Annotated in this window: 16 protein-coding genes; 5 read left to right on the top strand and 11 right to left on the bottom strand. The window is 36.6% G+C overall.

The window, feature by feature from the left end; translation table 11 throughout:
• The first annotated feature begins 186 nt into the window (after positions 1-186).
• Positions 187-879 carry a hypothetical protein gene (locus PN497_RS22210; protein WP_272110867.1) on the top strand — a complete coding sequence of 231 codons (693 nt, stop codon included), beginning with the start codon at positions 187-189 and terminating at the stop codon, positions 877-879.
• A gap of 195 nt (positions 880-1,074) precedes the next feature.
• Here the strand turns inward: PN497_RS22210 and PN497_RS22205 are convergent, their stop codons facing one another.
• From PN497_RS22205 to PN497_RS22190, 4 genes are all read right to left on the bottom strand, one after another.
• Positions 1,075-1,530 carry a divergent PAP2 family protein gene (locus tag PN497_RS22205; protein WP_096571049.1) on the bottom strand — a complete coding sequence of 152 codons (456 nt, stop codon included), beginning with the start codon at positions 1,528-1,530 and terminating at the stop codon, positions 1,075-1,077.
• Positions 1,531-1,876: 346 nt separating this feature from the next.
• Entirely contained in the window at positions 1,877-2,806 is a 930-nt protein-coding gene (gene crtE / locus PN497_RS22200) for a geranylgeranyl diphosphate synthase CrtE (protein WP_096571047.1), read from the bottom strand.
• A gap of 154 nt (positions 2,807-2,960) precedes the next feature.
• The gene (gene folD, locus PN497_RS22195; protein WP_096571045.1) at positions 2,961-3,839 is read right to left on the bottom strand and encodes a bifunctional methylenetetrahydrofolate dehydrogenase/methenyltetrahydrofolate cyclohydrolase FolD; all 879 of its coding nucleotides are present in this window, start codon (positions 3,837-3,839) and stop codon (positions 2,961-2,963) included.
• 142 nt (positions 3,840-3,981) lie between these two features.
• Positions 3,982-4,185 carry a hypothetical protein gene (locus tag PN497_RS22190; RefSeq protein ID WP_096571043.1) on the bottom strand — a complete coding sequence of 68 codons (204 nt, stop codon included), beginning with the start codon at positions 4,183-4,185 and terminating at the stop codon, positions 3,982-3,984.
• A gap of 156 nt (positions 4,186-4,341) precedes the next feature.
• Between PN497_RS22190 and PN497_RS22185 the strand changes: the two genes are divergently transcribed.
• The 3 genes from PN497_RS22185 to PN497_RS22175 all read left to right on the top strand — a co-directional run bounded on the left by PN497_RS22185 (position 4,342) and on the right by PN497_RS22175 (position 6,372).
• On the top strand, positions 4,342-4,764 hold the full coding sequence (locus tag PN497_RS22185) for a hypothetical protein (RefSeq protein ID WP_272110866.1): 423 nt from the start codon (positions 4,342-4,344) through the stop codon (positions 4,762-4,764).
• A gap of 17 nt (positions 4,765-4,781) precedes the next feature.
• On the top strand, positions 4,782-5,213 hold the full coding sequence (locus PN497_RS22180) for an NUDIX hydrolase (protein WP_096571041.1): 432 nt from the start codon (positions 4,782-4,784) through the stop codon (positions 5,211-5,213).
• A gap of 61 nt (positions 5,214-5,274) precedes the next feature.
• Positions 5,275-6,372: an AI-2E family transporter gene (locus PN497_RS22175; protein WP_096571039.1), complete on the top strand. Its 1,098-nt coding sequence runs from the start codon at positions 5,275-5,277 to the stop codon at positions 6,370-6,372.
• 77 nt (positions 6,373-6,449) lie between these two features.
• Here PN497_RS22175 and PN497_RS22170 read toward each other — a convergent pair whose 3' ends face one another.
• The 7 genes from PN497_RS22170 to PN497_RS22140 form a co-directional block, all read right to left on the bottom strand.
• Complete coding sequence (locus PN497_RS22170) at positions 6,450-6,896, bottom strand: type II toxin-antitoxin system VapC family toxin (RefSeq protein ID WP_096571037.1); 447 nt, start codon at positions 6,894-6,896, stop codon at positions 6,450-6,452.
• Positions 6,897-6,911: 15 nt separating this feature from the next.
• A complete protein-coding gene (locus tag PN497_RS22165; RefSeq protein ID WP_096571035.1) occupies positions 6,912-7,172 on the bottom strand; it encodes a hypothetical protein in 261 nt (86 codons plus the stop codon).
• Positions 7,173-7,382: 210 nt separating this feature from the next.
• On the bottom strand, positions 7,383-7,595 hold the full coding sequence (gene brnA / locus PN497_RS22160) for a type II toxin-antitoxin system BrnA family antitoxin (protein WP_096571033.1): 213 nt from the start codon (positions 7,593-7,595) through the stop codon (positions 7,383-7,385).
• A 32-nt stretch (positions 7,596-7,627) separates the two neighbouring features.
• Entirely contained in the window at positions 7,628-7,873 is a 246-nt protein-coding gene (locus PN497_RS22155) for a type II toxin-antitoxin system MqsA family antitoxin (protein WP_096571031.1), read from the bottom strand.
• Between the two features lie 148 nt (positions 7,874-8,021).
• The gene (locus tag PN497_RS22150; RefSeq protein ID WP_199291022.1) at positions 8,022-8,171 is read right to left on the bottom strand and encodes an XRE family transcriptional regulator; all 150 of its coding nucleotides are present in this window, start codon (positions 8,169-8,171) and stop codon (positions 8,022-8,024) included.
• Between the two features lie 20 nt (positions 8,172-8,191).
• Positions 8,192-9,514 carry a protein kinase domain-containing protein gene (locus PN497_RS22145; RefSeq protein ID WP_096571029.1) on the bottom strand — a complete coding sequence of 441 codons (1,323 nt, stop codon included), beginning with the start codon at positions 9,512-9,514 and terminating at the stop codon, positions 8,192-8,194.
• Positions 9,511-9,732, bottom strand: a complete 222-nt coding sequence (locus PN497_RS22140) for a hypothetical protein (protein WP_096571027.1) — start codon at positions 9,730-9,732, stop codon at positions 9,511-9,513. Before PN497_RS22140 ends, PN497_RS22145 begins: the two co-directional genes overlap by 4 nt.
• A gap of 113 nt (positions 9,733-9,845) precedes the next feature.
• On the opposite strand from PN497_RS22140, the gene PN497_RS22135 reads away from it, so the two are divergent.
• Entirely contained in the window at positions 9,846-11,093 is a 1,248-nt protein-coding gene (locus tag PN497_RS22135) for an AAA family ATPase (protein ID WP_096571025.1), read from the top strand.
• The last annotated feature ends 9 nt before the right edge of the window (positions 11,094-11,102 follow it).

Genomic DNA, 11,102 nt, shown 5'->3' with positions numbered 1-11,102 from the left:
GCAGGAGGCAGGAGGCAGGAGGCAGGAGGCAGGAGGCAGGAGGCAGGAGGCAGGAGGCAGGAAAGGCAGGAAAGGCTGGGGAAGAATATTAACTTTTGCCTTTTGTTCTCTATTCCCTATTCCCTATTTCCTATTTCCTATTTCCTGAAATAAGTTATAAATTATACAATACTAGGTATACACCAAATGTTTTTACCAAAAGTTCATTATTTACCAAGTGCTTTATTATTAGCAGTAGCTCCAATAATTACTGGTATTAGTCCTGTTTTATCCCAACAAACCATTCCTGCCTGTCAACCTCCCAGTGCGGGGGAGTATCTGTTGTTGGTTGTTAGTCCTACGGTTAATAATCAACAGCAGTTACGTAGTGCCTTACCATCTGACCTAAAAACTGTTACTTGTAAATATCTGAATGAAACAGTAACGCGAGTTGGTGGTTTTAACAAGATTGAAGATGCTAACCGTTGGGCAAGATATGTTAACAACGTTGTTGGCTTGTCTGCTATTATTACGACTCGACCAACAGCAGCAACAGCACCAACAGCACCAACAACAGCAACGGTAACACCAGCAATAATCCCATCAGCAACTCTACCAAATCAGACAGTTAGTTATAATCCCAGAGTTTTGGGAGAAGGTTTTGCTGTGTTGGTAGATTATTTCAACCGCCCGGAACTAGCCAAAAATGTACAAAGAACGGTAGGAGGTAGTGTTGGTTTAGTTTCCTATGGACAACGCCCCTATCTACTGGCTGTTTATACTACCAACCAAACAGAGGCATACAGGACATTGCAAAAACTGACGGAGAATGGTTTTTTTGCCCTGTTAGCAGATGGTAGAAAAGTCATGTTACTGCGTTCAGTTGTCACAGTAAGGTGATTGGTGATTGGGGACTGGTGATTGGGGACTGGGGACTGGGGACTGGTGATTGGGAATAATATTACCAATTACCAATTACCAATTACCAATTACCAATTATGAATTATGAATTATGAATTATGAATTACCTATTCTCTCTTCCCTTCTTACTGTCAACTGTCAACTGTCAACTGTCAACTGTCACCTGTCACCTTACTAATAAGCGGCTCTAGCTAACCAGGAAATGGTGACACCTAAAACTGAACCAGCTATGACTTGAACTGGTGTATGTCCGAGTAGTTCTTTGAGACGGTCTTGGAAAAAGTCTGGTTTTTCATGAAATAATTCATCAATCATTTGATTGAGTATGCGAGCTTGCTTACCTGCTGCTTGGCGAACTCCAGCTGCATCGTACATAACAATGATGGCAAATACCGCAGCTACAGCAAAATCTGGAGATGACCAACCGATAGTTTGCCCAACTCCTGTGGCTAAAGCTGTGACTAAAGCTGAATGGGCGCTAGGCATACCTCCGGTAGTCACTAAGACACGCAGATCCACTTTTTGATGTTTGATGACTTCAACGATGAGTTTTAATCCTTGAGCAACAAAACAAGCCACAAGTGCAACCAGTAGCACCCGGTTGTTGAAAATGTCGCATAAGTCCTGCATGGTTTTTTGGTTAGGTGATTGAATAAGAGCAGCACTTGTGTGTTGAGGAACAGTTTTTTTAGCAGTCAGCCTTCAGCTTTCAGCCATTAGCAGTATAACAGGTGACAGGTGACAGGTGACAGGTGTCAGAGTATAAAGTCTGTATGTGTTTAAGTTTGATCATCTGTTCATGAAGTACAACATTGACTGTCGCTATAACATGATTGTGGTGGATGATTTTGTAACTAAAATTTGGCAGTTTTGTGGTTGTGATTTTAAATTTGGGATTGTGCAATCCAAAATCCTAAAATCCTAAAATCCTAAAATCCAAAATCCAAAATCCAAAATCCAAAATCCAAAATTCTCCCTAGTGATTGCGATTGATAATAAAGTGAGCGATCGCTTGTAAGGGTACTGCTTTTTCACCAAAACTTTCTAGTTCTGCACAAGCTTCTTCAACTAGCTGTTGTGCTTTAGCGCGTGATTCTTCAATTCCCCATAAGCTGGGATAGGTAACTTTTTGTGCTGTAAGGTCTTTACCTGCGGTTTTACCTAGTTGTTCTTGAGTAGCGGTTATATCCAGAATATCATCAATGATTTGGAAGGCTAGACCAATATTTTGAGAATAACGAGTTAATTTTTGTACATCTTCTGGGGATGCGCCAGCAATTATTCCCCCACACACTACACAAGCTTCTAAGAGGGCGGCGGTTTTGTGGTTATGAATAAAATTCAAAGTTTCTAGGGAAATATCTGATTTTCCTTCTGATTCTAAATCTACCACTTGACCACCAACTAAACCGGCAGCGCCTAAAGCCTTACCGAGACGGGCAATTACTTGTAAAGTTCTTTGTGTAGGGACATTTTCGGGGGTTTGGGAGGCTACGAACTCAAAAGCCAATGCTAACAAGCCATCCCCGGCTAAAATGGCGATATCTTCGCCGTAGACTTTATGATTTGTCAACTTACCACGACGGTAATCATCATTATCCATTGCGGGTAAGTCATCATGAATTAGAGACATGGTGTGGATCATTTCCACAGCACAAGCTGTTGGCATGGCCATTTCAATGCTGCCACCAATCATTTCACAGGTAGCAAGGCATAGGATAGGACGTACACGCTTACCTCCTGCTAAGAGGGAGTAGCGCATAGCTTCATAAATCTTTTCTGGATAAACGACAGGAATTGATTGATCCAAAGCAGTCTCACAAAGCCTTTGTCGTTCTTTGAGATAGGCAGCGAGGTTAAACCTGGCTGGTTCTGATGTCTTTTGCAAGTTATCTGTTACTACCATGCTTCAATTCCTAAAATTTTCGGTTTATGGTGATATGTGTGACAATTTTACGGTGTAGAGGAGCAGAAACACTCACTGGATTTTGGATTTTGGATTTTGGATTTTGGATTTTGGATTTTGGATTTTAGTTAGATTCCATAAATCTGAAATTTGCTTAGTTACTGTTTGTCCGCAAATAGCTAGAGACGGTATTTTGCAGTAACATGGCGACTGTCATTGGACCAATACCACCAGGAACAGGGGTAATATATTCTGCCACATTAGCAGTTGGCGCAAAATCAATATCGCCCACTAAACGACTTTTACCACTGCTATCGGTGACGCGATTTATTCCCACATCTACCACAACAGCGCCTGGTTTCACCATGTCAGCAGTGATTAATCTGGGAATACCTGCTGCTGCAACGAGAATATCAGCGTTTTGGGTGATGGTTGTGAGGTTTTGGGTGCGGGAGTGGGCAATGGTAACTGTAGCATCAGCATCTAATAGCATTAACGCCATTGGCTTACCCACTAAGATACTACGTCCTACTACTACTGCTTTTTTTCCCACCAGGGGAATTTTATATTCTTCTAGTAGTCGCATTACTCCCGCTGGTGTGCAACTGCGTAAACCTGCCTCAGTTCGCACCAAACGCCCTAAGTTCACTGGATGCAGTCCATCAGCGTCTTTATCTGGGGCGATTTTATGTAAAAGACTTATAGCATCCAAATGATTAGGTAGGGGTAACTGTACTAAAATTCCATCTACCCGTTGATCTTGGTTAAGTTCTGCAATGACTTCCTCTAGTTCAGTTTGGTTGGTGTGGGTGGGAAAATGTTTACCAAAAGAAGCAATCCCCACTTTAGCACAAGCTTTTTCTTTGTTGCTGACATAAGCTGCTGAGGCGGGGTTATCTCCTACCATTAATACTGCTAAACCTGGAGGTCGGCCAATTTTTGGTTGTACTTCTGCGATGGTAGTAGCTAATTCTTTCTGAATTTTAGCGGCTAATGCTTTACCATCAAGGATTTTTGCGGTTTTTGTTTCCATTGTCATTAGTTATTAGTTATTGGGGACTGGGGACTGGGGACTGGGGACCTCACAAGGGTAGGTATTTTACATTGTCGTGAGGGCAAGACTTGGGGGACAAGGAAGGACAGTGGACAAGGGAGGAAAACCGTACAAAATCATATTATATTGGTAACAAAAAGACTATTGTGCGGAGAAAATCTTCCTTGTCTACTTTCCCTCCTTGTCTTCCTAGTCCTGCCTCAACAGATAATATTAAAAACCTACCCCTGTGAGGGACTGGGGACTGGGGAGAAATATTTACCTCCTGCCTCTTGCCTCTTGCCTCTTGCCTTTTGCCTTTTGCCTTTTTACTGTCACCAATCACCAATCACCAGTCGCCTATTGCCTTAACTATTTTCTCAGATTAACTGCGTCAACTGAAGGATAAAGAATAAAAGGATGACCTCAAGCCTTTTTTTATCAGTGCAACATAGCTAGTATTAATAGAAACTTGAAGAAACTGGTAACAAGGTAAGGATTAATGCAAAAATTCTCTCAATTGCGTGCTGTTCAACAACAAATACAACGTACTTCTTTGCAATCTTTTCATCAAGGATTAGCTTTTTTTTTGGTAGTGGGACTGTGTAGTTGTGCTAACGGTAAACCTGGTGAAATGAATTTACAAAATCTGAGGATTGGCGCAAATGTTACACCAATTCAGGAAATTAAACCAGCACAGGATAATCAAGCTACTGTTTACATCCAAGGAAAGATAGAAAAACACGCTCCTTTGCTCAAGCAGCAAGCATATCAAATTGCTGATGCCAGCGGTAAAATTTGGGTTGTAACTAATCAAAGTAATTTAAAGGTGGGACAAGAGGTAGTATTAAAGGGTAAGGTAAGATACAAAAGTATTCCCTTGGCTGGGCAAGAGTTTGGGGAAGTTTACTTAGAGGAAGAATAATAGAGGAAGAATAATATATGAATGATCAAATTCCACAAGTAGCGATTGTTATTCTCTACCAAGACAATAAATATCTCATGCAGCTACGGGACAATATCCCCACCATAGCTGCTGCTGGGTGTTGGGGTTTATTCGGTGGACATTTAGAAGCAGATGAAACCCCAGAAATAGCACTGGTGCGGGAAGTAAAAGAAGAAATCAGTTATGAGTTACCTTCTTTTGTTAAATTTGGAATCTATTCCGATGAGAGAGTTATTCGTTATGTTTTTCAAGCACCATTATTAGTAGGATTAGATCAACTGGTTTTAAATGAAGGTTGGGATATGGGATTATTAACAAGGGAAGATATTGAAAGGGGTAGTTGTTATTCGGCAATAGCTGGAGAATTTAGACCTTTAGGAATTATTCATCAACGGATTATGCTTGATTTTATAGTAGGTGACAGGTGACAGGTGACAGGTGACAGAAGAAATTATTTAGAAATTGTAGAGAGAATCATCATAGTATTTTATGCAAATAGTAAATAAACTTCCCCGCTGGTTAACTTTTGGTTTGGCTTTTCCTCTGATCATTCTGAACGGATGGTTATTAATTCAGGTTGTCCAATATTTTCAACCTTTGGTAAGCGTTGTTTCTGTCGCTATTTTATTATCTTTTGTTTTAGACTATCCCATCAAATTTTTCAATCAAAAGGGAGTACCACGTAATTTAGCTATTGCAGGAGTGCTGCTTTTAGCAATAGTAATTTTAGGAGCAGTTGGTGTAATTTTAGTACCTTTGATTTTTCAACAACTCAACGAATTAGTTAATATTCTTCCTGTTTGGATAGATTCAGGAACTCAACAATTACAAGCTTTTTTAAATTGGGCAGCTACACAACAAGATTTACCTGTTAATATTAGTGGTTTAGCTACGCAGTTGTTAGAAAAAATTTCCAGTCAATTTCAATCTTTTACCGGTAAAATTTTGGGTTTTGCTTTTGATACTATTGGATTTTTAGTGAATTTTCTTTTAGCTATCGTTTTAACTATTTACCTAATATTAAATGGTGAAAAATTATGGGATGGTATTTACCAATGGTTTCCCAGTTATATTAGCATAAAAGTGAGAGCTTTATTAAAAGAAGATTTCCAAAATTATTTTATTGGACAAGCGACTTTAGGAGCGATTTTAGCTGTCACAGTTACTTTAGCATTTGTGGCTTTAAGGATTCCTTTAGCGTTATTATTTGGTATTGCAATTGGGTTTTTCTCTCTTTTCCCTTTTGGTACGGGAATAGGTATTGGTATTGTGAGTTTGTTGGTAGCTTTAGAGAACTTTTGGGAAGGGGTAGAAGTTGCGGCTATAGCTGTAGCAATTGATCAAATTAATTCTAATATTGTCGCTCCGAGATTGTTAGGAAATTTAACAGGTTTAAATCCTGTTTGGGTGGTAATTTCTTTATTAATTGGGGCGAAATTAGGCGGGGTTTTAGGTTTGTTGGTAGCGATTCCTATTGCTAGTTTTATTAAGGATATTGCTGATAGTTGGAAAGCGGGGGAGTTGAAGAAGGTTGATGATGTTGATGGTATTGTGGGTGAAGTTAAGGAAGGTTTAGAGGTAAGGTGAGATTTGTTTGAGGATAAAAAAGTGTGATTTTTTGTTAATCTCTTGAGTAGAGGCGCTTTTCGTAATGCTTCATCATTTTATATCCATGATTCTAGGGAAAAATTCTCTACTTCATGAATGCGCCTAAAATCGCTATCAGCAGAAACTAGAGTAAGATTGTATTGAATAGCTGTTGCTGCTATCCAAAGATCATGATCACTAAATCCCAGATTTTCAATTTTGAAACTACGACGTTTGCTTTTTTCTTTGGGTGCAAAATAATTAAAAACAGATGCTTTGAGACGACTGTAAATAATAGCTGTTTCTTCATCCAGAAAATACAGATCGACTTGAGATAAAAATTTCTGAACTGCACTAAGATTTTGATATTTTAGTTCTGATTTTTCTGTCATATATAGCAGTTCAGAATATGTTATAATACTCACACCAATTGTTAAACCAGCATAGGATTTTAAGATATTGGTAACTTGAGGATTACCGTTGATAATGTAACTACAGTGGTTAGTATCCAGTAAATAAGACATAGATAGTAATAAAAATTAAAACTGCGTTTGAGAACGGGTTTCTTGAACAAAACGCAAACAATCTTCTAAATCATCACCTTGCCAAGTTCCCGCATACTGTAACAAATCACCTGCTTTTTTGCCTCTTTTTATAGGAGAAATACGGAGTAATTGCTTTTGGTTTACGGTGTTTTTGGTGAGGAGAGAGTCGAGAAATTCACTTAATAAGGAAAGTTGTTCTGGTGGAAGTTGGGATATTTGTTGTTTAATTTTTTCATGTATTTCTAAATCTGTCATTTTTACCTCAGTTTGTTAGTCTAATGATTGTATTTAATTCCTAGCATAACCTAAAAATGGAACATTTTTGTTGTTTCATAACTAATGAAACTAACCAGTAATTACCTTTTTATCAAGACGTTCAGCAAGCCATAATTTAATTATAGTAGGACTTACGCAAGATGTGACTGAAAACCTTATTCTTGCGTAGGGGTAATTCATGAATTACCCCTACTTTCGTTTCCTTTTGCGTAAGTCCTGTATAGAATCAGAAGTGACACCTAAACGTTTTGCTTCTTTTTCCAATGCTTCTATCATCCACACAGGAAAATCAATATTCACTCTTTTTTGTTCATAACTGGGACGACGTGCTTGATATAGGTCTAAAAACTCAGTGATATCTTCATCATTGTCAAATTTAGTATCAAACTCTTCAGCTTGCATATATTTCCTAATTTACCTAATTATTTCACTTATCAAAAAACCTTAGTAGGAATAGATAAATATTCATCAGGTTGTTGATGATTTTGATAGATGTCAAAAAAATACTGTTCAATTTTCTTCAAAATTTTGGCATCATAATAAATCATGCCACAATCAAGACAAATTTGCACCGGAGTATTAGGAACTAATAAATATTGTCCTTGATGGCGATATAAATAATCAATTTGGCGTTGTTCATAATGGGGACTTCCGCAAAAGTTACATTTGATTTCACGCATTAGTTTATCCTCTAGGTTTCCGTGTGTTGATTTGTTACCATTATTTCTACATTTTGAGCCAATTTTATTAAAAAACTTAATAAATTTTCAATGGTAAATTCTTTGAGAATACCGTTACTTAAATTATTGACTTGTGCAAGTTATAAACCTAAAATTTGTCCAGCTTTGGTGTGATTTGTTGTTGTTTTAAAATATCGGCAATGACAGAAGCTAATTTAACTTTGGCTAGTTTTTCTTCTGCATTTGCAAAACCTAAATCTTGAAAGATATTGCCGGAACTGATGGTATAATTTAACATAATTTCTTTACTGCAATTTACTAACTGGAACGCCCTAATTGTTTTAATAAATCATTACGATTATTGATATAAAGTTCATCATCTGGTTGAATACTAATTGCCTTTTCATAACATTTTAGTGCTTCTTCGTACCTTCCTAGACACCATAAGGAATTAGCGCGGCCATTCCAAGCATTAGCATAGTCAGGTTGAATGGTAATAGCTTTTTTATAAGATGAAATTGCTTCTTGATATCTTTCTAAATTGTATAGGGAATTACCACGGTTATACCAAGCTTTGTAGAAGTCAGTTTTAATAGCAATGGCTTGATCAAAAGATGAGATTGCTTCTTCATGTTTTTTTAACTTATTTAGGCAATAACCTCTGCAAAACCAGGCTTCATGTTTGTCATGTTGAATAGCAATTGCCTTATCAAAGGATGAAATTGCTTCTTCATACCTTTCTGGATCAAATAATTTAACTCCTTGTTTAAACCAATATTCACTGGACTGATTTTGTGTTAATGACTGTCTATTCTGTTGTTTAACAGTTGAAAAAACTTGATTTAATTCTTCTAATGCTTCCTTGGCAACTTTATAACGTTGTCGCCAATCATAACGCACCATTTTATTAATAAAATTCTCTAATTGATGACTAACTGAAACCAAATTAGTCCAAATGATTTCTCCTTCCTCATCTTCTGATAACGTATTAGGAGAAATTCCAGTTAATCCTTCAATGGTTGTCATTCCTAAAGCATAAATATCACTACTATATTTAGGCTTACCAAAACCCTGTTCTGGTGGCATATACCCATGAGTACCAACACCTACAGTTTTACTTGTTAACCCTGATTTCATGGCAATAGTAGTATTAATTTGTTTCACCACCCCAAAATCAATTAATACTAAGTTCCCATCCTTCCGCCGCATAATATTTGCAGGTTTAATATCCCGATGAATCACCTTATTTTCATGGACATAAACCAATATTTCTAAAACATCTCGCAAAAGTTGAATTACATCACCTTCACTCAAGTTTTTACCAGGTGTTATTTCTTGAGTTAAATCATATCCATCAATAAATTCTTGAATCAAATAAAAATTTTGACCTTCCTGAAAATAAGCATACAATTTAGGAATTTGATCGTGATTTTGTCCTAATTGATATAATATTTGTGCTTCCTGTTCAAATAATCTAATAATTTCTGGATCAATAACCGTAGGTTGTAACCGTTTAACGACACAAACCGGTTTAGGAGTAACAGGAATATCTAAATCTTCTGCAAGGTAAGTTTCCCCAAACCCACCTGCACCTAATTGTTTGATAATTTGGTAACGTTGACGGAGAATCTTACCAATCATAAGATGTTATCTCTATAACCCTGTTTTTGTCTATAATAACCGATAATCTCTCTTTGTGTCTCTCTCTGCGCCTCTGCGTCTCTGCGTGAGAAAAAAAAATTAAACATCAACAACTTTAAGCGATCGCCTCCATTACCCCATAAAATCATCAACCATGTTTTTAAATAAGTATTATTATGTAATAATTTGCTATAACAAATAAAAATGTTATCAACCAAACATATACTTAAAGATTAGGAGTAACACCATAAACCAGAAACACTGACATAGAATAAAAACATTTGATTTATATTACAATGATTAAATCACTAAAATATATTTGTTGTTAATTATGCTGAAAAAACTGATTCTCGAAAATTGGAAAAGTTTCCGTTATGCTGAACTTCCCCTTGATCCTTTAACTGTGCTTATTGGAACTAATGCAAGTGGTAAGTCTAATGTGGTTGAAGCATTAGAATTTTTACAAAGAATAGCTAATGGTGAAAATATTGAAACAGCTTTAGCAGGAGATAAAACACTTCCTGCTATTCGTGGTGGTGTTGAAGGTGCTGCAAGGAAAGGTGTAAATGAGTTTACTTTAAAGGCGTTACTTGGAGGTGAAGATGATGATTATTTATATAATTTGAAAATACAAACATTACCTGATTGTCAAATACTACAAGAAGATATTGACAGTGATTTATATTATCACGAACAAGGGATTTACTTAAAAAAGTTTACTTTAAAGACAGGACACAACAATAGAAGTAATCTCAATAATACAGGTAGTAGTTTTAGTCTTAGTGATTTATATGCAAACAAGATTATAGATAACACTAATAAAGGTGGTAATATGGTTTTTAGTAAAGAGGTTAAAGATATATTTTTACCAGCAAAAAAGAAAGTTCAAGAGTTTGTGGTATCTAATTTAGAAAATATATTATTTATTAATCCCATTCCATCTACAATGCGTGACTATTCCCGACTTTCTGAAAACCTAGAAAGCGATGGTTCAAATATTGCTGGAGTATTAGCAGCATTACCAGACGATAAAAAATCAGAAGTTGAAAATACCCTATCTGAATATATTAAATATTTACCAGAAGGTGATATTAAAAAAGTATGGTCTGAACCAGTAGGAAGACTAAAAACAGATGCAATGCTGTACTGTCAAGAAGAATGGAAACCAGGAGAAATTACAGAAATTGATGCTAGAAGTATGTCAGATGGAACATTGCGATTTTTAGCAATTCTCACAGCATTATTAACCCGTCCTGAAGGTAGTCAAATTGTCATTGAAGAAATAGATAATGGTTTACATCCTTCCCGTGCAGCATTATTAGTAAAAATATTAAAAGAAATTGGCAGTAAACGCAATATTGATATTTTACTAACCACCCATAACCCAGCTTTACTAGATGCTTTTGGTTCAGAAATAGTTCCTTTTGTAGTTGTTGCACATCGAGATTCAGAAACCGGAGAAAGTAAACTTACCTTATTAGAAGATATTGAAAACTTCCCTAAATTATTTGCTTCTTATTCCTTGGGACAAATGACAACAAAAGGCGCAATTGAACGTAGTCTTTCTCATGGTGTATAATTGGGGGAG

This window comes from Sphaerospermopsis kisseleviana CS-549 (genome assembly GCF_028329225.1).
In the GTDB taxonomy this organism is placed as follows: domain Bacteria; phylum Cyanobacteriota; class Cyanobacteriia; order Cyanobacteriales; family Nostocaceae; genus Sphaerospermopsis; species Sphaerospermopsis kisseleviana.
Note: the sequence above shows the minus strand (reverse complement) of the source record. Positions and strands in the feature narration are given on the sequence as shown.

Excerpts from the sequence above, each read along its gene's own strand:
- PN497_RS22210 (WP_272110867.1), top strand. The coding sequence starts at position 187 with ATGTTTTTACCAAAAGTTCATTATTTACCAAGTGCTTTATTATTAGCA.
- PN497_RS22205 (WP_096571049.1), bottom strand. The coding sequence starts at position 1,530 with ATGCAGGACTTATGCGACATTTTCAACAACCGGGTGCTACTGGTTGCA.
- crtE (WP_096571047.1), bottom strand. The coding sequence starts at position 2,806 with ATGGTAGTAACAGATAACTTGCAAAAGACATCAGAACCAGCCAGGTTT.
- folD (WP_096571045.1), bottom strand. The coding sequence starts at position 3,839 with ATGGAAACAAAAACCGCAAAAATCCTTGATGGTAAAGCATTAGCCGCT.
- PN497_RS22185 (WP_272110866.1), top strand. The coding sequence starts at position 4,342 with ATGCAAAAATTCTCTCAATTGCGTGCTGTTCAACAACAAATACAACGT.
- PN497_RS22180 (WP_096571041.1), top strand. The coding sequence starts at position 4,782 with ATGAATGATCAAATTCCACAAGTAGCGATTGTTATTCTCTACCAAGAC.
- PN497_RS22175 (WP_096571039.1), top strand. The coding sequence starts at position 5,275 with ATGCAAATAGTAAATAAACTTCCCCGCTGGTTAACTTTTGGTTTGGCT.
- PN497_RS22170 (WP_096571037.1), bottom strand. The coding sequence starts at position 6,896 with ATGTCTTATTTACTGGATACTAACCACTGTAGTTACATTATCAACGGT.
- PN497_RS22165 (WP_096571035.1), bottom strand. The coding sequence starts at position 7,172 with ATGACAGATTTAGAAATACATGAAAAAATTAAACAACAAATATCCCAA.
- brnA (WP_096571033.1), bottom strand. The coding sequence starts at position 7,595 with ATGCAAGCTGAAGAGTTTGATACTAAATTTGACAATGATGAAGATATC.
- PN497_RS22155 (WP_096571031.1), bottom strand. The coding sequence starts at position 7,873 with ATGCGTGAAATCAAATGTAACTTTTGCGGAAGTCCCCATTATGAACAA.
- PN497_RS22150 (WP_199291022.1), bottom strand. The coding sequence starts at position 8,171 with ATGTTAAATTATACCATCAGTTCCGGCAATATCTTTCAAGATTTAGGT.
- PN497_RS22145 (WP_096571029.1), bottom strand. The coding sequence starts at position 9,514 with ATGATTGGTAAGATTCTCCGTCAACGTTACCAAATTATCAAACAATTA.
- PN497_RS22135 (WP_096571025.1), top strand. The coding sequence starts at position 9,846 with ATGCTGAAAAAACTGATTCTCGAAAATTGGAAAAGTTTCCGTTATGCT.